Source organism: Citrobacter sp. LST-B2 (assembly GCF_057983045.1).
The window spans coordinates 3,896,207-3,917,374 of the sequence record NZ_CP192598.1 but is presented as its reverse complement, the minus strand read 5'-3'; the positions used below and the strand labels follow the sequence as shown (position 1 = coordinate 3,917,374).

Sequence of the window (21,168 nt, the reverse complement as noted above, 5' to 3'; positions counted from 1 at the left end):
TTTTGCATAAAGTCGGTATAAAACGATATTTTTTATTCTCTTCGTACTGTGGCGTAATCATAAAAAACGTCATGTCCGGAGCCTGTTATGCCTCATTCACTGTATTGCACCGATACCGATCTCACCGCAGAAAACCTGCTCAGGTTGCCAGCCGAATTTGGTTGCCCGGTCTGGGTTTACGACGCGCAGATCGTCCGTCGTCAGATTGCGGCACTGCAACAGTTTGATGTGGTGCGCTTCGCGCAGAAGGCCTGTTCCAATATTCATATTCTGCGCTTAATGCGTGAACAGGGCGTTAAAGTGGATTCCGTATCGTTAGGCGAAATTGAGCGTGCGCTGGCGGCGGGATATGATCCGCAAACGCATCCGGATGACATCGTATTTACTGCCGATGTGATTGATAACGCCACCCTGGCCCGCGTCAGCGAATTACGCATTCCGGTCAACGCCGGTTCCGTTGATATGCTCGATCAGCTTGGACAGGTCTCTCCGGGCCATCGCGTCTGGCTGCGCGTTAATCCGGGCTTTGGTCACGGCCACAGCCAGAAAACCAATACCGGCGGCGAAAACAGCAAACACGGTATCTGGCATACCGATTTGCCGCAGGCGCTGGCGGTGATGCAGCGCCATCAACTGAAGCTGGTGGGTATCCACATGCATATTGGTTCAGGTGTTGACTATGGTCATCTGGAGCAAGTGTGCGGCGCGATGGTGCGTCAGGTGGTGGATTTCGGCCAGGATCTGGAGGCGATCTCCGCCGGCGGCGGTCTGTCGATCCCTTATCACGATGACGAAGAGGCGGTGGATACCCGGCATTACTTTGGTCTGTGGAATGCCGCGCGCGAGCAGATCGCCCGTCATCTGGGGCATCACGTAAAGCTGGAAATTGAGCCAGGACGTTTTCTCGTCGCTCAGTCAGGCGTGCTGGTCACTCAGGTTCGCAGCGTGAAGCAGATGGGCAGTCGTCATTTTGTGCTGGTGGATGCGGGCTTTAACGATCTGATGCGCCCGGCAATGTATGGCAGTTATCACCATATTACCGCGCTGGCGGCGGATGGTCGTTCACTGGAGAACGCGCCGCGGGTCGACACGGTCGTCGCAGGACCGCTGTGTGAATCCGGCGACGTCTTTACCCAGCAGGAGGGCGGCAAGGTGGAAACCCGCGCGCTGCCAGCGGTGGTGTCGGGCGATTATCTGGTGTTGCATGATACCGGCGCCTACGGCGCCTCAATGTCGTCGAACTACAATAGCCGTCCGCTGCTGCCGGAAGTATTATTTGACAACGGTCAGGCGCGACTGATTCGCCGTCGCCAGACCATTGAAGAGCTGTTGGCGCTGGAAGTGTTTTGATTTCTTGTCGGGCGGCGGCTTATCCGATCTGCGGAGTTACCGTCGTCTGCAGGCCTGATAAGCGAAGCGCCATCAGGCCTTGCATCGCGCAGATAGCGTTACGATTTATGCCTTAAAATACGGCCCGGTGGTGACCGAATCACGCAACACCAGCGTGCCGGTAAAGGGCGGGATCGATTCAATTTCTTCGCCATTGACCATGCGGATCGCCTGATCGATGGCTGTGGTGATCATCGTGTCGATGGGGAGATAAACCGTCGACAATCCCGGTTCAAGCCATTTTGCACTCGGCGCATCGTCAAACCCAAACAGCGACACATCCTGCGGAATGTTAAGCCCGGCCTGGTGCAGGGCTTTCGACGCACCCAGCGCCATGTCGTCGTTACAGGCAAACAGGGCGCTGAACGTTACCCCTTCCTGCAACAGTTCATTACAGGCGTCATAGCCTCGCGTCATGCTGGAATCACCATATTTCACCTTCGCCGGATCCCAGTCGATACCGTTTTTTTCCAGTGCCTTGCGATAGCCCATCAGACGCGACTTCCCGGTCGGGGTGTGTCCCGGTACGGTAATACAGGCTATCTCGCGATGTCCTTGCGAAATCAGGTAATCCACCGCCTGAAATGCCGCGTCTTCCTGTTCAAAAAAGATGGCGCGTTCGCGGGCCAGGCTGACATCGCGGTTAATGATAATCAACGGCATCGTGATCGAATCCGCCAGCGCGAGGATCGCTTTTTCGCTCATGTAACGGGTGTAGAGAATGATGGCGTCGCACTGTCGATCGGCCAGCATCTGCACCGCTTCTTGTTCGCGCTCCGGCGTATCGTGACCATCGGTCACAATCAACTGCTTGCCGTGAGATTCAGTCTGCCGCGAGGCCTGCTGTAGCAGGCGGCCAAAGTAGAAGCCATCAAAGGTCGACACAACCAGCCCAATGCTGTTGCTGGTTCGGTTCGCCAGCGAGCGGGCCAGAAAGTTCGGACGATAATCCAGCGCCTGCATCGCCTTAAACACTTTCTGACGCGTACTTTCTTTGACCTGACCGGTGCCGTTCAGCACACGAGAAACGGTGGCTTTCGAGACACCGGCACGACGGGAAACATCCAGCATTGTTATCATGACGCGATCCTGATTACTCGTTTGATGACGCATTGCCCGGCTCCGCTGGCGTCGTCACGGAATGGCGACGGACCAGGGTAGGGCTGAAAACATGGGTGACATCCGGTAGCGGGCGCTTTTCCGCCAGCGCGAGCGCCAGTTCTGCGGCCTGTGTCGCCATTGTCACGACAGGATAACGCACGGTGGTCAGGCGCGGACGAACGTAGCGCGAAACCAGCACGTCATCAAAGCCTATCAGCGAGATCTCTGCCGGGACGTCCACACCATTATCATTTAGCACGCCCATCGCGCCAGCGGCCATGGAGTCGTTATAACAGGCCACCGCGGTGAAGTTTCTGCCGCGGCCTAACAGTTCGGTCATCGCCTGCTCACCGCCGCTTTCGTCCGGTTCGCCAAACGTCACAAGGCGATCGTTGACCGGGAGATGGCTCTCTTCCAGAGCATCGTAATAGCCTTTGAGACGATCTTCCGCATCCGAAATAGAGTGATTCGAGCAAAGGTAGCCAATGCGCGTGTGGCCCTGTTGGATCAGATGACGGGTCGCCAGCCAGGCGCCGTAGCGGTCATCCAGCGCCACACAGCGCTGTTCAAAACCGGGCAGGATCCGGTTGATTAGCACCATGCCGGGCATTTGCTTCATTAATGATGCCAGGTCGGCATCCGGGATCATCTTGGCGTGAACGACGAGCGCCGCGCAGCGGTGACGAATAAGCTGCTCGATTGCCTGACGCTCTTTTTTTTCATTATGGTAGCCGTTGCCAATCAGTAAAAAATTGCCGGTGTTATAGGAGACCTGCTCGACGGCTTTCACCATCGCGCCGAAAAAAGGGTCAGAAACATCGCCAACCACCAGACCAATCGTTTCGGTGGACTGCTGCGCGAGCGCGCGCGCATTCGCATTGGGATGGTAGCTGAGCGACTCCATCGCACTGGCCACCGCCAGGCGCGACGCCTCGCTGGCTTTGGGGGAATCATTGATGACGCGGGAAACGGTGGCGACTGATACACCAGCCAGTCGGGCTACATCCTTTATGGTCGCCATGACAGTACCTATTGTGGGTAAACGCTTACATTCTGTCAGTGTTACGGAAAACGGCTGCTGGTTCAAGCAGATTGCCTGTTGCGACGCGGCAAATGTGAGCAAAATCCTTGGAATTACGCCAAAAATCGAATGATGCAAACCATTAGTTACACTTTGCGAAGGGCTGTTGCGATTGTTCGCTGGCGACGCTTCCTGGCAGCTTGATAAAGTTGAGATCCCAGAGGTATTGATAGGTGAAGTCAACTTTCGGGTTGAGCACACGAATTACACCAACCTGCGCAGTCGCGCAGGTTTTTTTTTACTGTTTCGGCAATCTGTAACAGTAAGCGAGAATTTACACAACTGGTTGCATTTCCCTTCATTCCTTTGCGTTTTCTCGCTGGCGAAGCGGTCATGCACAGACCACAATCAAGATCCCAGAGGTATTGATTGGTGAGATTATTCGGTACGCTCTTCGTACCTTGTCTCTTGCACCAACCTGCGCGGATGCGCAGGTTTTTTTTCGCCCCGAGTTTACTGTCGCTCCTGTTGCCTTGTTCGTGTAATCTGCCACCATTATTTTACCGAATCGTGCGCAAAGGGAGTTGAAATGTTATTTAGCTTTTTCCGTAACCTGTCCCGCGTGCTCTATCGGGTACGCGTGACGGGGGATATGCAGGCGTTGCGGGGAGAACGCGTCTTAATCACCCCCAACCATGTCTCGTTTATCGACGGCATTCTGCTGGCGCTATTTCTACCGGTACGTCCGGTGTTTGCGGTTTACACCTCGATTAGTCAACAGTGGTACATGCGCTGGTTAACCTCGCTGATCGATTTTGTGCCGCTCGACCCAACGAAGCCGATGGCGATTAAACATCTGGTTCGACTGATTGAGCAGGGTCGCCCGGTGGTGATTTTCCCGGAGGGGCGCATTTCGGTGAGCGGCTCGCTGATGAAAATCTACGACGGCGCCGGATTTGTCGCCGCGAAATCTGGCGCGACGCTGGTACCGGTACGGATTGAAGGTGCAGAACTCACCCATTTCAGCCGCCTGAAAGGGCTGGTGAAACGCCGCTTCTTCCCGCGGATCCACCTGCATGTTTTACCACCCACTCATCTGCCTATGCCCGATGCGCCGCGCGCGCGCGATCGCCGTAAAATCGCCGGTGAAATGCTGCATCAGAAAATGATGGAAGCACGGATGGCGGTGCGTCCGCGCGAAACGCTGTATGAATCGCTGCTGGCGGCGATGTACCGTTATGGCGCGGGCAAGCACTGTATCGAAGACATCAACTTCAAGCCGGACAGCTACCGACAGTTGCTCACTAAGACGCTTTTTGTCGGGCGTATTCTGGAAAAATATAGCGCGGAAGGCGAAAAAATTGGCCTGATGTTGCCCAATGCCGCGATCAGCGCGGCGGTGATTTTCGGCGCGGTGTCTCGCCGTCGTATCCCGGCAATGATGAACTACACGGCGGGCGTCAAAGGGCTGACCAGCGCTATCACCGCTGCGGAAATCAAAACCATTTTTACCTCCCGCCAGTTCCTGGATAAAGGCAAACTCTGGCACCTGCCGGAGCAACTGACGCAGGTTCGCTGGGTCTATCTGGAAGATCTCAAAGCCGATGTGACCACGGCGGACAAACTGTGGATCTTTGCGCACCTGCTGATGCCGCATCGGGCGCAGGTCAAGCAGCAGCCGGAAGAGGCGGCGGTGATCCTCTTTACCTCGGGTTCCGAAGGTCATCCCAAGGGGGTGGTGCATAGCCACAAAAGCCTGCTGGCTAACGTCGAGCAGATAAAAACTATTGCTGACTTCACCGCCAATGACCGTTTTATGTCGGCACTGCCGCTGTTTCACTCGTTCGGTCTGACGGTAGGGCTTTTTACGCCGCTGCTCACCGGCGCTGACGTGTTCCTCTATCCCAGCCCGCTGCATTACCGCATTGTGCCGGAACTGGTTTATGACCGGAACTGCACGTTGCTGTTCGGTACCTCCACGTTCCTCGGCAACTATGCGCGTTTTGCCAATCCGTATGATTTCTATCGTCTGCGCTATGTGGTGGCGGGAGCGGAGAAACTCCAGGAGAGTACAAAACAGCTCTGGCAGGATAAGTTTGGTCTGCGGATTCTCGAAGGCTATGGCGTAACGGAGTGTGCGCCCGTGGTTTCGATTAACGTCCCGATGGCGGCGAAGCCTGGTACCGTTGGGCGGATCCTGCCCGGCATGGACGCGCGTCTGCTGGCGATCCCGGGTATTGAAGAGGGCGGTCGTTTGCAGTTGAAAGGGCCAAACATCATGAACGGTTATCTGCGCGTGGAAAAACCGGGCGTACTGGAGGTGCCGGTGGCGGAAAACGCCGCCGGGGAACTGGAGCGCGGCTGGTATGACACCGGCGATATCGTGCGCTTTGATGAGCAAGGATTCGTGCAAATTCAGGGACGCGCCAAACGCTTTGCGAAAATTGCCGGTGAAATGGTCTCTCTGGAGATGGTTGAGCAACTGGCGCTCGGCGTGTCGCCGGAAAAAATGCACGCGACGGCGATCAAGAGCGATGCCAGCAAAGGCGAAGCGCTGGTGCTCTTTACCACCGATAGCGAGCTGACGCGTGATGTATTACAGCAGTATGCCCGTGCGCACGGCGTGCCAGAACTGGCGGTGCCGCGCGATATCCGTTACCTGAAGCAACTCCCGTTACTCGGCAGCGGTAAGCCGGATTTCGTGATGCTGAAAAGTTGGGTTGATGATCCGGAAAAACAAAATGCCTGAGTCAGTACATACCAATACCTCTGTCTGGTCGAAAGGAATGATGTCGGTTATCGCGGCGCAGTTTCTCTCTGCGTTTGGCGATAACGCCCTGTTGTTTGCCACGCTGGCGCTGCTGAAGGAACAGTTCTATCCGGACTGGAGTCAGCCGATTCTGCAAATGGTGTTTGTGGGCGCGTACATCCTGTTTGCGCCGTTTGTGGGGCAGATCGCTGACAGCTTTGCCAAAGGCCGGGTGATGATGTTCGCCAACGGCCTGAAACTGCTGGGGGCGGCAACGATCTGTTTTGGCTTCAATCCGTTTATCGGCTATACGCTGGTGGGGATTGGCGCGGCGGCTTACTCGCCGGCCAAATACGGCATTCTGGGGGAACTGACGACCGGCGATAAGCTGGTGAAAGCGAACGGCCTGATGGAAGCATCCACGATTGCGGCGATCCTGCTTGGCTCGGTGGCGGGCGGCGTGCTGGCCGACTGGCATGTTATTGCCGCGCTGGTTGTCTGTGCGCTGGCCTACGCCGGAGCGGTGGTGGCGAATCTGTCTATTCCCAAGCTGGCTGCTGCTCGTCCTGGGCAGTCCTGGCATCTGATGAAAATGACACGCAGTTTCTTTTGTGCCTGCGTTTCACTGTGGCGCAACGGCGAAACGCGTTTTTCGCTGGTGGGCACCAGTCTGTTCTGGGGGGCGGGAGTCACGCTGCGTTTTCTGCTGGTCCTGTGGGTACCGGTGGCGTTAGGCATTACCGATAACGCCACGCCAACCTACCTGAACGCGATGGTCGCGATCGGTATTGTGGCCGGGGCCGGAGCTGCTGCCAGACTGGTCACGCTGGATACCGTGGTGCGTTGTATGCCAGCAGGGATCCTGATTGGCGTTGTGGTGCTGATTTTCTCTCTGCAACACGCGCTGTTGCCTGCCTATGCGCTACTGATGCTGATCGGTGTGCTGGGCGGTTTCTTTGTCGTGCCGCTGAATGCATTGTTGCAGGAGCGCGGTAAAAAGAGCGTCGGGGCGGGTAATGCGATCGCGGTACAGAACCTCGGTGAGAACAGCGCGATGCTGTTGATGCTGGGGCTCTACTCGCTGGCGGTGTGGGTAGGAATTCCGGTTGTCGCCGTGGGTATCGGTTTTGGCGGTCTGTTTGCGCTGGCAATAGCGGCGCTGTGGATCTGGCAGCGCCGCCAGGCATAATCAACGCGCCGGAATTCCTCCGGCGCGCTTCTGTTACGGTGCAGGATAGGTGTAAACCTGATGCACCGCTTCAATCTCTGCCAACACCTCTTCGCTTAATTCGAGATGCAGACTCTCGACGTTGGTTTTCAGCTGTTCCATGGTGGTGGCGCCCAGCAGTGTACTGGCAACAAACGGTTGACGACGAACGAATGCCAGCGCCATCTGCGCCGGATCAAGGTTATGCCGTCTGGCGATATCGACATACGCCGCCACGGCTTTTTGCGTCTGCTCGCCGCTGTAGCGGGTAAAGCGGCTAAACAGTGTATTGCGCGCACCGGCAGGTTTCGCGCCATTCAGGTATTTACCGGTCAGCGTGCCAAATCCCAGGCAGGAATAGGCCAGCAGTTCGACGCCTTCATACTGGCTCACTTCCGCCAGCCCCACTTCAAAGCTGCGGTTGACCAGGCTGTAAGGGTTCTGGATGGTGACAATGCGCGGCAGATCATGCTTATCCGCCAGATGCAGATAACGCATCACGCCAAAGGCCGTTTCATTCGAGACGCCAATGTAGCGGATTTTGCCCGCCCGCTGGAACTCGGCCAGCGCATCCAGCGTATCCAGTAGCGACACCACCGGCGCGGCGTCGCTCCAGCTATAGCCGAGTTTGCCAAAACAGTTGGTAGGGCGCTGCGGCCAGTGAACCTGGTAAAGGTCCAGATAATCGGTTTGCAGACGTTTCAGGCTGTCGTGCAGCGCTTCACGAATGTTTTTACGATCCAGTGCCTGATTCGGGCGAATACTGTTGTCATTATTGCGCGACGGGCCGCTCACTTTGGAGGCGACAATCAGCTTTTCTCGATTGCCATATTTGGCCAGCCAGTTTCCGACGTAAGTTTCGGTAAGCCCCTGGGTTTCCGGGCGTGGCGGGACCGGGTACATTTCGGCCACGTCGATCAGGTTAATGCCGTTGGCGACGGCATAGTTGAGCTGTGCATGTGCGTCGGCTTCGCTATTTTGTTCACCAAACGTCATTGTGCCCAGCCCCAGTGTACTGACTTCAAGCGAGCTGTGGGGTATACGGTGATATTGCATAGCCGTTTCCTTTTTATAATCACGACATAAGGATTATAAAAATGGCTGAGGGAAGGGAAAAAGGGAAGAAAAATTGTTAAGGCCAGCAGCGCGGCTGACCTCAATCTTCAACGTTCAATGATTTGAGAAACGTCGTCGCGGTTAATTTGCATGGCGTTGCCCTGCTGGTCGTGGTAGCTCACCAGACCGGTATCGTCATCAATTTCGGGTTTCCCGTCGGTCAGGATCATCCGACCATCTTTGGTCGCCATGACATAATCGCTGCTACAACCGGAAACAGCAAAAGCCAGTCCTACTGCGGAAATTATCACTGCCCATTTTTTCATCCATTTATCCTCACGTGGCCTGCGTCTGATAACAGTCTAGTAATAACCTGAAGTTGTGGGCAGGAAAAGCAGGAAAATCTTAATCTGAGAGGAGAAAAGGGGAGAGGTTCGCTCCCCGCAGGGAGCGAAAAGGACAATTACAGCGGGTTCTTTTTGTTTCGCAACAAGTTCAGGCTCTCAACCGCAATCGAGAAGAACATGGCGAAATAGATGTAACCCTTCGGCACGTGAACGTCGAAGCTTTCCAGGATCAGGGTGAAGCCCACCAGTATCAGAAACGACAGCGCCAGCATCTTCACGGACGGGTGCCTGTCGACAAACTCGCCTATAGGACGCGCCGCAAACATCATTACGCCAACGGCAATTACCACCGCCGCCATCATGATGAACAGATGATCGGACAAGCCAACCGCCGTGATCACCGAGTCCAGACTGAAGATAATGTCGAGCAGCATGATCTGCACGATGGCCCCCAGAAAGGAGCTGACGCGCATCTTCACCCCTTCTTCTTCACCTTCAATGGATTCGTGGATCTCCTTACTCGCTTTCCAGATCAGGAACAATCCGCCGAGCAGAAGGATCAGGTCGCGGGCGGAAATGGCTTCACCAAACACCTCGAACAGCGGATTGGTCAGCCGGGTCACCCAGGCGATGGAGGCCAGCAGCGCCAGTCGCATGATCATCGCCGCTGCGAGACCGAGACGACGGGCGTGCGCACGTTGCGCAGTCGGGAGTTTTGCAACCACCAGTGAGAGGAAAATAATATTATCGATCCCAAGCACGATCTCCAGCAGCGTCAGCGTACCGAGCGCAAGCCAGGCGTTAGGATCGGTTATCCATGCAAATAACATTGAACAAAGTCCTGCCAAAAAAAGAAACGCTAATTATATGCTTCCCGGACACAAGGCGAAAGTCTAACGCTGCTGTAACAAAAAGTGGCGTTCCAGCAGGGCGCGCGTAAAGTTCTTTTTCAGGTAAAAACCACGCGGCAACGTCAGTATTGGCTCGCCCTGGGCGCCGATCGCCTCGGTGAGCGCTTTGGCGTTTGCCGCCTTCGGTCGTAGTTGTAAAAATTCGCCATGGCGGGCAGTGATACGTTCAACCTGACCGAGCACAATCATGTCCATTAATTCTTCCCAGTCGAGCCGTAACTGACGGTCTTCTTCTTCATCAGGGCTCCACAGTACTGGCGATCCCACCCGCCGCTGCGCGAGGGGAATGCTGCGTTCGCCTTCTACCGGGATCCACAGTACCCGCTTCAGTTTGTGTCGTACGTGACTGGTTTCCCACGTCACGCCGCTGTTTCCGGTCAGCGGTGCAACGCAGACAAAGGTGGTTTCAAGCGGCCGGCCGAGGCTATCCACAGGAATGGTTTTCAATTCGACGCCTAATGCGGCGAAATCCTGTTCAGGCTTACTTCCGGCGCTGGCCCCCAACCAGAGTTCCAGTAATACGCCGATCCAGCCTTTGTCCCGCTTGAGATCTTTCGGCGCAACAATACCTGCCATCGCCGCCAGTTCGCCCAGCGAATAGCCCGAAAGCTGCTGCGCTTGCTGGAGCAGAAGGGCTTCAGATTCCGGTGGAAAGCGTAAAGGATGGAGTCCGGACATGGCGTTACACCTTAGGTGAAAAAATGAACAAGGATTTTATACCGTGAGAAAGAAGTTTATCGTTTTCCACATGTCATATTCAATGTCATGATTTATATTGGTTTTTAGTTTCTGACGTCACGTGTTGCGCAACATAAAAATAGGTTTTCCATTTCTGGTCACTGAATTTAAACAGGATCTTACACCATGTTATCCACAGAAAGATGGGATAACTGTGAAAAACCCCGACTACTGTTTCCATTTACAGCCTTGACGTGCGACAAAAATCGAATTTTCACACAATTTGTGTTTAACTTATTGGCACAATCTGTGGATAAAGTCGGCGCTGTTCGATCTTTCATCAGCCTGAGGATCGTCAGTGTGATGGCTATCACCTTTTTGCCTGGTTATCGCTAAAGCGAGCCAGTAACCCCATGAATAAAAGAAAATATTTTTTTCACCCTCTTGTCCGTTTATTCAGACTGTTCCGGGTTTTCCCGGAGTAATTCCGTACTTCTTCACAACTCTATCCACAGAAAAGGTGAATAAAATCGCCCGAATGGGTGAGTGTCTGTTTATAACTTTGTCATTAACTGTGAGTTATTCAATTGTTATTAGATGCACACCGCCGTAACTCAGTGGTTTACCGTCTGTCAGGAGTGTGAAACAATCATTCTCATATAAGGTTTATGTTGAGGTAGTCCGGTGATTGATGACGATGGCTACCGCCCAAATGTAGGTATCGTAATTTGTAATCGTCAGGGGCAAGTGATGTGGGCCCGGCGGTTTGGTCAGCACTCCTGGCAGTTCCCACAGGGTGGGATAAATCCAGGAGAATCAGCAGAACAGGCGATGTACCGGGAACTGTTTGAAGAAGTAGGGTTAAGCCGTAAAGATGTGCGAATCCTTGCCTCTACTCGCAACTGGTTGCGTTACAAGTTACCGAAACGTTTGGTGCGTTGGGATACAAAGCCGGTGTGTATCGGCCAGAAACAAAAGTGGTTTCTTTTGCAGTTGATGAGCGGGGACGCGGAAATCAATATGCAAACCAGCAGCACTCCTGAGTTTGACGGCTGGCGTTGGGTAAGTTACTGGTATCCGGTCCGGCAAGTGGTTTCATTTAAACGCGATGTCTACCGCAGGGTGATGAAAGAGTTCGCAAGTGTTGTGATGGCGCTTCAGGAAGCGACGCCAAAACCGCAAAATACACCTGCTTATCGACGTAAAAGAGGTTAAGCCACGCAAATTATGCTCACCCGCCTGCGCGAAATAGTCGAAAAGGTGGCCAGTGCTCCGCGTCTTAATGAAGCGCTGAATATTCTGGTTACTGACATCTGTCTTGCGATGGATACAGAGGTCTGCTCGGTTTATCTGGCCGATCATGACCGGCGTTGTTATTACCTCATGGCGACGCGGGGGCTTAAAAAACCGCGCGGTCGTACTGTCGCACTCGCATTTGATGAAGGTATCGTCGGCCTGGTTGGCAGGCTGGCGGAACCTATTAACCTCGCTGATGCGCAAAAACACCCCAGTTTTAAATACATCCCCTCGGTAAAAGAAGAACGCTTCCGTGCCTTCCTCGGGGTGCCGATCATTCAGCGTCGTCAACTGCTGGGCGTCCTCGTTGTACAGCAGCGCGAACTGCGCCAGTACGATGAAAGCGAAGAATCTTTCCTGGTGACACTTGCCACGCAGATGGCAGCGATTCTGTCACAATCTCAGCTTACTGCCCTGTTCGGCCAGTATCGCCAGACGCGAATTCGTGCGCTACCGGCGGCGCCGGGCGTGGCGATTGCCGAAGGCTGGCAGGATGCGACGCTACCGCTGATGGAGCAGGTGTATCAGGCCTCGACGCTGGATCCCGCTCTGGAGCGTGAGCGCCTGACCGGCGCGCTGGAAGAGGCGGCAAATGAGTTTCGCCGTTACAGCAAGCGGTTTGCCGCTGGGGCGCAGAAAGAGACCGCCGCGATATTCGATCTCTATTCGCACCTGCTTTCCGATGCCCGCCTGCGACGCGAGCTGTTTGCCGAAGTGGATAAAGGGTCTGTGGCCGAATGGGCGGTCAAAACGATCATCGAAAAGTTTGCCGAACAGTTTGCCGCGCTGAGCGACAACTATCTCAAAGAGCGTGCAGGCGACCTGCGTGCGCTGGGCCAACGCCTGCTGTTCCATCTCGATGATTCCATACAAGGGCCAAATGCCTGGCCAGAACGCTTCGTGCTGGTGGCTGATGAACTCTCGGCCACCACGCTGGCGGAACTGCCGCAGGACCGGCTGGCGGGCGTTGTTGTCCGCGACGGGGCGGCCAACTCCCATGCTGCGATCATGGTCCGTGCCATGGGGATTCCCACCGTGATGGGCGCCGATATTCAGCCATCGGTGCTGCACCGGCGTACGCTGGTGGTGGATGGCTACCGCGGTGAGCTGCTGGTCGATCCTGAACCGGTATTGATCCAGGAATATCAGCGGCTTATCAGCGAAGAGAACGAGCTCAGCCGACTGGCGGAAGATGACGTCAATTTACCCGCACAGCTGAAAAGCGGTGAGCGGATCAAAGTTATGCTGAACGCGGGACTCAGCCCGGAACATGAAGAAAAGCTGGGCAGTCGTATCGACGGCATTGGCCTGTATCGCACCGAAATTCCCTTCATGCTGCAAAGCGGTTTCCCTTCGGAAGAAGAGCAGGTGGCGCAGTACCAGGGCATGTTGCAGATGTTTAATGACAAGCCGGTGACGTTACGAACGCTGGACGTTGGCGCGGACAAACAGCTGCCGTACATGCCAATCAGCGAGGAGAATCCCTGCCTGGGCTGGCGAGGCATCCGCATTACGCTCGATCAGCCGGAAATCTTCCTTGTCCAGGTGCGGGCGATGCTGCGCGCCAATGCGGCGACGGGCAACCTGAGTATTCTGCTGCCGATGGTAACCAGTATCGATGAGGTGGATGAAGCGCGCCGCCTGATTGAACGTGCGGGCCGCGAAGTGGAAGAGATGATTGGGTACGCGATCCCGAAACCGCGTATCGGCATCATGCTGGAAGTACCGTCGATGGTCTTTATGCTGCCGAATCTGGCGAGTCGTATCGATTTTGTCTCCGTCGGGACTAACGATCTGACCCAGTACGTGCTGGCGGTGGATCGCAACAATACGCGCGTTGCCAGCATTTATGACAGTTTGCATCCAGGAATGCTACGCGCGCTGTCGATGATTGCGCAGGAAGCTGAGCGTAGCGATATCGACCTGCGCGTGTGTGGCGAAATGGCGGGCGATCCGATGTGTGTCACCATCCTGATTGGACTGGGTTTCCGCCATCTTTCAATGAACGGTCGTTCTGTGGCGCGCGTAAAATACCTGCTGCGTCGCATTGATTACGAAGAGGCAAAAATCCTTGCCCAACGCAGCCTTGAGGCACAACTGGCAACGGAAGTGCGCCATCAGGTGGCAGCGTTTATGGAGCGTCGCGGCATGGGCGGCCTGATTCGAGGGGGGTTGTAAAAGCGCTATACAGATCTTTTACATCTTCCCGACAGCCTCACAGAACCTCGTATGCTATCATTTGCTCCTTTGGAGCGCCTGTAAGTAGTGGGTGCGCATATCGCTTGCTGAGTTTTTTCAGCGAAATAACAAGAACTTGTGGTGACAGATGACCAGTAGCTATCTGCATTTTCCGGAATTCGATCCGGTCATTTTCTCAATTGGACCCGTCGCACTTCACTGGTACGGTTTAATGTATCTGGTCGGCTTTATTTTCGCGATGTGGCTGGCGACGCGCCGAGCCAACCGTCCGGGCAGTGGCTGGACCAAAAATGAAGTCGAAAACTTACTTTATGCAGGTTTCCTCGGGGTCTTCCTCGGGGGGCGTATTGGCTATGTACTGTTCTATAACTTCCCGCTGTTCCTGGATAATCCGCTGTACCTGTTCCGCGTCTGGGACGGAGGTATGTCCTTCCACGGTGGGCTGATTGGTGTGATTCTGGTGATGATTATCTTCGCCAAACGCACGAAGCGCAGTTTCTTCCAGGTCTCTGATTTTATTGCGCCGCTGATCCCCTTTGGGCTGGGGGCCGGGCGTCTGGGCAACTTTATCAATGGCGAACTGTGGGGCCGTGTCGACCCGAATTTCTCTTACGCCATGCTGTTTCCCGGGTCGCGCACTGAAGACATTCTGCTGCTGCAAACCAACCCGCAATGGCAATCTATTTTTGATACCTACGGCTCTTTACCGCGCCATGCGTCTCAGCTCTATGAGATGGCGCTGGAAGGCGTAGTGCTGTTTATCATTCTTAACCTGTTTATTCGTAAACCGCGTCCGATGGGGTCAGTCTCCGGGCTGTTTTTGATTGGTTACGGCGCGTTTCGTATCATTGTTGAATTCTTCCGTCAGCCGGATCAGCAGTTCACCGGTGAATGGGTACAGTACATCAGCATGGGACAGATCCTCTCGATTCCGATGATTGTCGCTGGTGTGATCATGATGGTTTGGGCCTATCGCCGTCGCCCACAGCAACACGTTTCCTGAGGAACCATGAAACAGTATTTAGAACTGATGCAAAAAGTGCTGGATGAAGGCACACAGAAAAACGACCGTACCGGAACCGGAACGCTTTCCATTTTTGGTCATCAGATGCGTTTTAACCTGCAGGAAGGATTCCCGCTGGTGACGACAAAACGTTGCCACTTGCGCTCCATCATCCACGAGCTGCTGTGGTTTCTGCAAGGTGACACCAACGTGGCCTATCTGCACGACAATAACGTCACCATCTGGGACGAATGGGCGGATGAAAACGGCAACCTGGGCCCGGTGTATGGCAAACAGTGGCGCGCCTGGCCAACGCCGGACGGTCGCCACATTGATCAGATCACGACGGTGCTGAACCAGTTGAAAAATGATCCTGATTCGCGCCGTATCATCGTTTCGGCGTGGAACGTCGGCGAACTGGACAAAATGGCGCTGGCGCCATGCCACGCGTTCTTCCAGTTCTATGTCGCGGACGGCAAGCTCTCTTGCCAGCTGTATCAGCGCTCCTGCGATGTGTTCCTCGGCCTGCCGTTTAACATCGCCAGCTATGCGTTGCTGGTGCATATGATGGCGCAGCAGTGCGATCTGGAGGTCGGCGATTTCGTCTGGACCGGTGGTGACACGCATCTGTACAGCAACCACATGGAGCAGACGCATCTGCAACTGACTCGCGAACCGCGCGCACTGCCGAAACTGGTGATTAAACGTAAACCTGATTCCCTCTTCGATTATCGCTTCGAAGATTTTGAAATCGAGGGTTACGACCCGCATCCGGGGATAAAAGCGCCGGTTGCTATCTGACGGCTTTATCCTGTCATAACCGACGCCTTTGCGCGTCGGTTTTTTTTACCCAAATTTTGGTTTTTCGGCGCAGGTTCCTGAAATGATGCAACCTGCTGTAACAGAGTAAATTTCTTTCGTAAAGCGCCGAAAAACCTGAATTCTCGCCTCGTGTTAACCTCCCGACGCGTCATACTGCCGTCATGAATACACAGCAGGGCTATACGCTCATCGAAACGCTGGTCGCGATGCTTATTATTATCAGCCTGAGTGCAACAGGACTCTATGGTTGGCAGCAGTGGCAGCAACAGCAACATCTCTGGCAGACCGCCTGTCAGTTGCGCGATTTCTTGCTGCAGCTACGGGAAGATGCCAACTGGCATAACCGCGATCACATCATTACCGCCATCAGGGAGGACGCGTCATGGTGTCTTGTCAGTTCGACAGCCTCACGAAATACCTGTACGCCGCGCTCGGCGTTCGTTTTTGTGCCGCTCTGGCACGATGTCGAGCTCGTCGGGATTACAGCTTCACTGACGTTTTATGGTCAGCGCAATACCGCGTGGCCGGGGAATATCCGACTGAAAAATTCGACAGGCGAATGGCGGGTAGTGGTTTCACCGTGGGGACGCATCCGCTTGTGCGAGCGCGACGATACCCAGGGTTGTCGGTGAGTGAACGCGGTTTCTCTCTGCTTGAGGTGCTGATTGCAATGGCGATCAGCAGCGTACTGTTGCTGGGAGCCGCCCGTTTTTTACCGGCATTACAGCGCGATATTTTGCAGCAGACCCGCAGACTCGCGCTGGAGGATGACATGTGGCAGCGGGTGTACACCATTGCGAAACACCTCCAACGCGCAGGATATTGCCACGGTAGCTGTAGTGGTGATGGAGTAAACATTACCAACGCGGGACAGTGTGTCATCGTTCAGTGGGACGCCAACGCGAATGGCGTCTGGGAAAGCGAGCCGGTAAAGGAAGCTGAACAAACCGGGTTTCGCCTGAATGATAACGTGCTGGAGACGCAGCGCGGCGCGAAAACGTGCAGTGGAAAAGGATGGGATAAAATGACCGATCCTGACGTCGTACACATTACGGCATTTGAGGTTGTGCCTCAGGATATCGCGGGCTTTGCACCCGAATTGACCATACATCTGCGCGGCATTAGCCGGAGGGATCCGCAAACCGTGGTCGATGCACGCTACAGCGTTACCGGGTTTAATTTATGAACCACGAACGGGGCGTCTCCTCTCTGGCGCTGGTTCTGCTGCTGTTGGTCCTCGGCAGCTTACTGTTGCAGGGCGTTAACCAGCAGCAGAGCAGTTTTGCTTCACGGGTGACGATAGAAAGTCAGGCTCTGCAACGCCAGGCTGTCGTACAGTCAGCCATGGAGTGGGGCAGGATGCAGCCATGGTCGATAAGCTCGGATAAACCGTGTCGGTACTACGGGGATGCCAATGTCCCCGTCTGCCTGCGCAGACTCGCCAACAGTCGCGCTTTGCTTATTGCCAGCTATCAGGGAACCTCCCTATGGCGAGAAGGCGAGCAACAGGAGGAAAACGTCGTCTTTTCTCTTCATGGCTGGAGCGATTTCTGTCCGCTACGGGAGGTCGCGCTATGCCAGCTCCCCTGAGCCGCCAGTGCGGATTTAGCCTGCCAGAGGTGATACTGGCAATGGTTCTTATGGTGATGGTGGTGACGGCGCTTTCCGGATACCAGCGCGCGCTAATGAACGGTTTTTTCATCAGGAGCCAGTACCTGCAACTCTGGCGTCAGGGCTGGCAGCAGACGCAACTGCGTTCGTTTTCGCCACCTGTTAACTGGCAGGTTAACCGGATGCAGACAACGCAGGCGGGATGTGTCAGCATCAGCGTTACGCTATCTTCACCTCAGGGCAGGCAGGGGAAAATGACGCGCCTGCACTGCCCAAACCGTTAGTTGCCAGGAGTCTCTATGTTAAGGGTCTACCACTCAAATCGTCTGGATGTGCTGGAAGCATTGATGGAGTTCATCGTCGAGCGCGAGCGGCTGGACGATCCTTTTGAGCCGGAAATGATTCTGGTACAGAGTACCGGGATGGCGCAGTGGCTACAGATGACCCTTTCGCAGAAATTTGGTATCGCCGCCAACATAGAATTCCCACTCCCGGCAAGTTTTATCTGGGAAATGTTCGTCCGCGTACTGCCGGAGATCCCCAAAGAGAGCGCTTTCAGCAAACAAAGCATGAGCTGGAAGTTGATGACGCTGCTCCCGCAACTGCTGGATCATGATGATTTCGCGTTACTACGCCACTATCTGACGGACGATACGGATAAACGTAAGTTGTTTCAGTTGTCGTCGCGCGCGGCGGATCTTTTCGATCAGTATCTGGTGTACCGACCGGAATGGCTAACCCAGTGGGAAGCGGGGCGAATGGTCGACGGGTTAGGAGAGGCGCAAAGCTGGCAGGCGCCGCTATGGAAAGCGTTGGTGGAATATACCGATGCGCTGGGACAACCGCGTTGGCATCGTGCCAATCTCTATCAACGGTTTATCCAGACTCTGGAGAAGGCAACCACTTGCCCGCCAGGACTTCCTTCTCGTGTGTTTATCTGCGGGATCTCCGCGCTGCCACCGGTATACCTACAGGCACTGCAGGCGCTCGGTAAACATATCGAGATTCATCTGCTCTTCACCAATCCCTGCCGCTACTACTGGGGCGATATTAAAGATCCGGCGTATCTGGCAAAACTGCTGGCACGTCAGCGGCGACACAGTTTTGAAGACCGTCATTTACCGCTGTTTCGTGACAATGCGAATGCCGAAAGTTTGTTTAACGGCGATGGCGAACAGGATGTCGGTAACCCGATGTTGGCCTCGTGGGGGAAACTGGGGCGCGACTATATTTATCTGCTCTCTGAACTGGAAAACAGCCAGGAGCTGGATGCGTTTGTCGACATTACGCCGGATAACCTGCTGCATAACATCCAGGCCGATATCCTTGAGCTGGAAAACCGCGCAGTGGCGGGCGTGAGTCTGGAAGAGTATTCCCGCAGTGACAATAAGCGACGCCTTGATCCAAACGACACCAGCGTCACCTTCCATGTCTGTCATAGCCCCCAGCGTGAAGTTGAAGTCCTCCACGATCGTCTTCTGGCAATGCTGGAGGCAGACCCAACGCTCACCCCGCGTGACATCATCGTGATGGTGGCGGATATCGACAGCTATAGCCCGTTTATTCAGGCCGTCTTTGGCAGCGCCCCTGCGGAGCGTTATCTACCTTATGCGATTTCCGATCGTCGGGCGCGTCAGTCACATCCGGTGTTGCAGGCCTTCATCAGCCTGCTGTCTCTGCCTGACAGCCGTTTTGTTTCTGAGGACGTGCTGGCGCTGCTGGATGTCCCGGTGCTGGCGGCACGCTTCAATATCAGCGAAGAAGGATTGCGTTACTTGCGGTTGTGGGTCAATGAATCGGGCATTCGCTGGGGTATTGATGACGACAACGTGCGCGAACTGGAACTTCCGACAACGGGACAGCATACGTGGCAGTTTGGCCTGACGCGCATGCTGCTGGGCTATGCCATGGAAAGTGCGCAGGGTGAGTGGCAGTCCGTTCTGCCTTACGATGAGTCCAGCGGACTCATCGCCGAACTGGTAGGGCATCTGGCGTCGTTACTGATGCAGCTTAATCTCTGGCGTCGTGGCCTGGCACAGGAACGTCCACTGGAAGAGTGGCTGCCAGTGTGTCGCGAGATGCTCAACGATTTCTTCCTGCCTGACGCTGAAACCGAGGCGGCCATGACGCTGATTGAGCAGCAGTGGCAGGCGATCATCGCCGAAGGTATAGAGGCTAAGTATGGTGATGCGGTTCCGCTATCCCTGTTGCGCGATGAACTGGCGAAGCGGTTGGATCAGGAGCGAATTAGTCAGCGCTTTTTAGCCGGGCCGGTAAACATCTGTACGCTGATGCCGATGCGCTCCATTCCTTTCAAAGTGGTCTGTCTGCTGGGAATGAACGACGGTGTTTATCCGCGCCAGCTTGCGCCGCTCGGTTTTGATCTCATGAGCCAGAAACCAATGCGTGGGGATCGCAGTCGTCGTGATGATGATCGTTATCTGTTCCTTGAAGCCTTAATTTCTGCCCAGCAGTCGCTTTACATCAGCTATATCGGGCGCTCGATCCAGGATAACAGCGAACGGTTTCCTTCCGTGCTGGTGCAGGAGCTGCTCGATTACATCGGACAAAGCCACTACCTGCCGGGTGACGACGCGTTAACCAGCGATGAGAGCGAGAAACGAGTGAAAGCGCATATCGCCCGCCTGCATACCCGTATGCCGTTCGATGCGCAAAACTTCCTGCCCGGTAAACAGCAGAGCTACGCCAGCGAATGGCTACCGGCGGCAAGCCGTCGTGGAGAAGCCCATAGCGATTTTGTGCAGCCGTTAGCCTTTGATATGCCAGAGACGCTGAGTCTGGAAACGCTGCAGCGCTTCTGGGCGCATCCGGTGCGGGCGTTTTTCCAGCAGCGTCTGCAGGTTAATTTCCGCTCCGAAGAGCGTGAGATCCCGGACACCGAACCGTTTACCCTGGAAGGGCTGACCCGTTATCAGCTCAACCAGCAGTTACTGAATACGCTGGTTGAACAGGATGATGCCGAACGTCTGTTCCGTCGCTTCCGTGCGGCGGGGGATCTGCCGTATGGGGCCTATGGCGATATCCTCTGGGAAGCTCAGCATCAGGAAATGCAGACGCTGGCGGACAGGATCGTGGCTTGTCGTCAGCCGAGCCAAAGCCTGGAGGTTGATCTGCACTGCAATGGCGTACAGTTGACGGGCTGGCTGCCGCAGGTGCAAGAAGATGGTCTGTTGCGCTGGCGGCCTTCGTTAATCAGCATTTCACAAGGCGTGCAACTTTGGCTCGAACACCTTGTCTATTGTGCCTGCGGAGGAAAAGGTGAAAGCCGGCTGTTTTTGCGAAAAGACGGAGAGTGGCGATTCCCACCGCTGGAGCAAGAGCAGGCATTGGGGTATCTGGCGCAACTGATTGACGGATATCGCGAAGGGATGTCCACACCGCTACTGGTGCTACCGGAAAGCGGCGGCGCGTGGATAAAAACCTGTTATGACGCGGCAAATGATGCCATGTTAGATGACGATGATACGCGTCAAAAAGCCCGCGTGAAGTTTATGCAGGCTTACGAAGGCAACATGGTTGTGCGTGGCGAAGGCGAGGATATCTGGTATCAGCGCCTGTGGCGACAACTGGACTCTGAAACCTTTGAGGCCATTATTTTGCAGTCACAACGTTACCTGCTTCCGCTTTTCAGATTTAATCAGTCGTGATGATTGTATAAAAATTGCGCAATTTTGATGCTTCCTTTATGATGCGTTGCCCTGCTCAGAGAAGCATCCAATGTGTCTTTGCGCAGAAAGAAAGTTAATGATGAGGTTCT

Annotated in this window: 18 protein-coding genes; 12 read left to right on the top strand and 6 right to left on the bottom strand. The window is 54.9% G+C overall.

Translation table 11 applies throughout. From position 1 onward, the window contains the following. Positions 1–87 precede the first annotated feature (87 nt). Entirely contained in the window at positions 88–1,350 is a 1,263-nt protein-coding gene (lysA, locus tag ACQ0PY_RS18845; RefSeq protein WP_109739442.1) for a diaminopimelate decarboxylase, read from the top strand. Positions 1,351–1,455: 105 nt separating this feature from the next. On the opposite strand, the gene ACQ0PY_RS18840 is transcribed toward lysA, so the two are convergent. Both ACQ0PY_RS18840 and galR read right to left on the bottom strand, forming a co-directional pair. After that, complete coding sequence (locus ACQ0PY_RS18840) at positions 1,456–2,469, bottom strand: LacI family DNA-binding transcriptional regulator (protein ID WP_109740587.1); 1,014 nt, start codon at positions 2,467–2,469, stop codon at positions 1,456–1,458. 13 nt (positions 2,470–2,482) lie between these two features. Next, complete coding sequence (gene galR, locus ACQ0PY_RS18835; protein WP_042999464.1) at positions 2,483–3,511, bottom strand: HTH-type transcriptional regulator GalR; 1,029 nt, start codon at positions 3,509–3,511, stop codon at positions 2,483–2,485. A gap of 589 nt (positions 3,512–4,100) precedes the next feature. On the opposite strand from galR, the gene aas reads away from it, so the two are divergent. Continuing rightward, positions 4,101–6,260, top strand: a complete 2,160-nt coding sequence (aas, locus tag ACQ0PY_RS18830; protein WP_446894172.1) for a bifunctional acyl-ACP--phospholipid O-acyltransferase/long-chain-fatty-acid--ACP ligase — start codon at positions 4,101–4,103, stop codon at positions 6,258–6,260. Then, positions 6,253–7,449, top strand: a complete 1,197-nt coding sequence (gene lplT, locus ACQ0PY_RS18825; protein WP_044254177.1) for a lysophospholipid transporter LplT — start codon at positions 6,253–6,255, stop codon at positions 7,447–7,449. Before aas ends, lplT begins: the two co-directional genes overlap by 8 nt. Positions 7,450–7,482: 33 nt before the next feature. Here lplT and ACQ0PY_RS18820 read toward each other — a convergent pair whose 3' ends face one another. The 4 genes from ACQ0PY_RS18820 to mutH form a co-directional block, all read right to left on the bottom strand. Further along, positions 7,483–8,523, bottom strand: coding sequence for an NADP(H)-dependent aldo-keto reductase (locus ACQ0PY_RS18820; RefSeq protein WP_042999467.1), 1,041 nt, complete (start codon positions 8,521–8,523; stop codon positions 7,483–7,485). A 107-nt stretch (positions 8,524–8,630) separates the two neighbouring features. Next, positions 8,631–8,849 carry a lipoprotein YgdR gene (ygdR, locus tag ACQ0PY_RS18815; RefSeq protein ID WP_000758655.1) on the bottom strand — a complete coding sequence of 73 codons (219 nt, stop codon included), beginning with the start codon at positions 8,847–8,849 and terminating at the stop codon, positions 8,631–8,633. A 137-nt stretch (positions 8,850–8,986) separates the two neighbouring features. Further along, positions 8,987–9,700 carry a TerC family protein gene (locus ACQ0PY_RS18810; RefSeq protein WP_090048456.1) on the bottom strand — a complete coding sequence of 238 codons (714 nt, stop codon included), beginning with the start codon at positions 9,698–9,700 and terminating at the stop codon, positions 8,987–8,989. 63 nt (positions 9,701–9,763) lie between these two features. Continuing rightward, positions 9,764–10,459, bottom strand: coding sequence for a DNA mismatch repair endonuclease MutH (gene mutH, locus ACQ0PY_RS18805; protein ID WP_044254180.1), 696 nt, complete (start codon positions 10,457–10,459; stop codon positions 9,764–9,766). A 684-nt stretch (positions 10,460–11,143) separates the two neighbouring features. On the opposite strand from mutH, the gene rppH reads away from it, so the two are divergent. The 9 genes from rppH (at position 11,144) to recC (ending at position 21,058) form a co-directional block, all read left to right on the top strand. Next, positions 11,144–11,674, top strand: a complete 531-nt coding sequence (rppH, locus tag ACQ0PY_RS18800; RefSeq protein WP_042999471.1) for an RNA pyrophosphohydrolase — start codon at positions 11,144–11,146, stop codon at positions 11,672–11,674. 12 nt (positions 11,675–11,686) lie between these two features. Next, positions 11,687–13,933, top strand: a complete 2,247-nt coding sequence (gene ptsP / locus ACQ0PY_RS18795; protein ID WP_044254183.1) for a phosphoenolpyruvate--protein phosphotransferase — start codon at positions 11,687–11,689, stop codon at positions 13,931–13,933. Between the two features lie 148 nt (positions 13,934–14,081). After that, entirely contained in the window at positions 14,082–14,957 is an 876-nt protein-coding gene (gene lgt / locus ACQ0PY_RS18790) for a prolipoprotein diacylglyceryl transferase (protein WP_042322421.1), read from the top strand. Positions 14,958–14,963: 6 nt separating this feature from the next. Continuing rightward, complete coding sequence (thyA, locus tag ACQ0PY_RS18785) at positions 14,964–15,758, top strand: thymidylate synthase (protein ID WP_042999473.1); 795 nt, start codon at positions 14,964–14,966, stop codon at positions 15,756–15,758. Between the two features lie 182 nt (positions 15,759–15,940). Further along, entirely contained in the window at positions 15,941–16,411 is a 471-nt protein-coding gene (locus ACQ0PY_RS18780; RefSeq protein WP_042999474.1) for a prepilin peptidase-dependent protein, read from the top strand. Beyond that, positions 16,402–16,965 (top strand): prepilin peptidase-dependent protein, encoded by a 564-nt coding sequence (locus ACQ0PY_RS18775; protein WP_042999475.1) that lies wholly within the window; start codon positions 16,402–16,404, stop codon positions 16,963–16,965. Before ACQ0PY_RS18780 ends, ACQ0PY_RS18775 begins: the two co-directional genes overlap by 10 nt. Further along, positions 16,962–17,369 carry a DUF2509 family protein gene (locus ACQ0PY_RS18770; RefSeq protein ID WP_109739440.1) on the top strand — a complete coding sequence of 136 codons (408 nt, stop codon included), beginning with the start codon at positions 16,962–16,964 and terminating at the stop codon, positions 17,367–17,369. The genes ACQ0PY_RS18775 and ACQ0PY_RS18770 overlap by 4 nt, the downstream gene beginning before the upstream one ends. Then, positions 17,354–17,674: a prepilin-type N-terminal cleavage/methylation domain-containing protein gene (locus tag ACQ0PY_RS18765; RefSeq protein ID WP_054176844.1), complete on the top strand. Its 321-nt coding sequence runs from the start codon at positions 17,354–17,356 to the stop codon at positions 17,672–17,674. The genes ACQ0PY_RS18770 and ACQ0PY_RS18765 overlap by 16 nt, the downstream gene beginning before the upstream one ends. Before the next feature lie 15 nt (positions 17,675–17,689). Continuing rightward, positions 17,690–21,058, top strand: a complete 3,369-nt coding sequence (recC, locus tag ACQ0PY_RS18760) for an exodeoxyribonuclease V subunit gamma (RefSeq protein ID WP_109739439.1) — start codon at positions 17,690–17,692, stop codon at positions 21,056–21,058. The last annotated feature ends 110 nt before the right edge of the window (positions 21,059–21,168 follow it).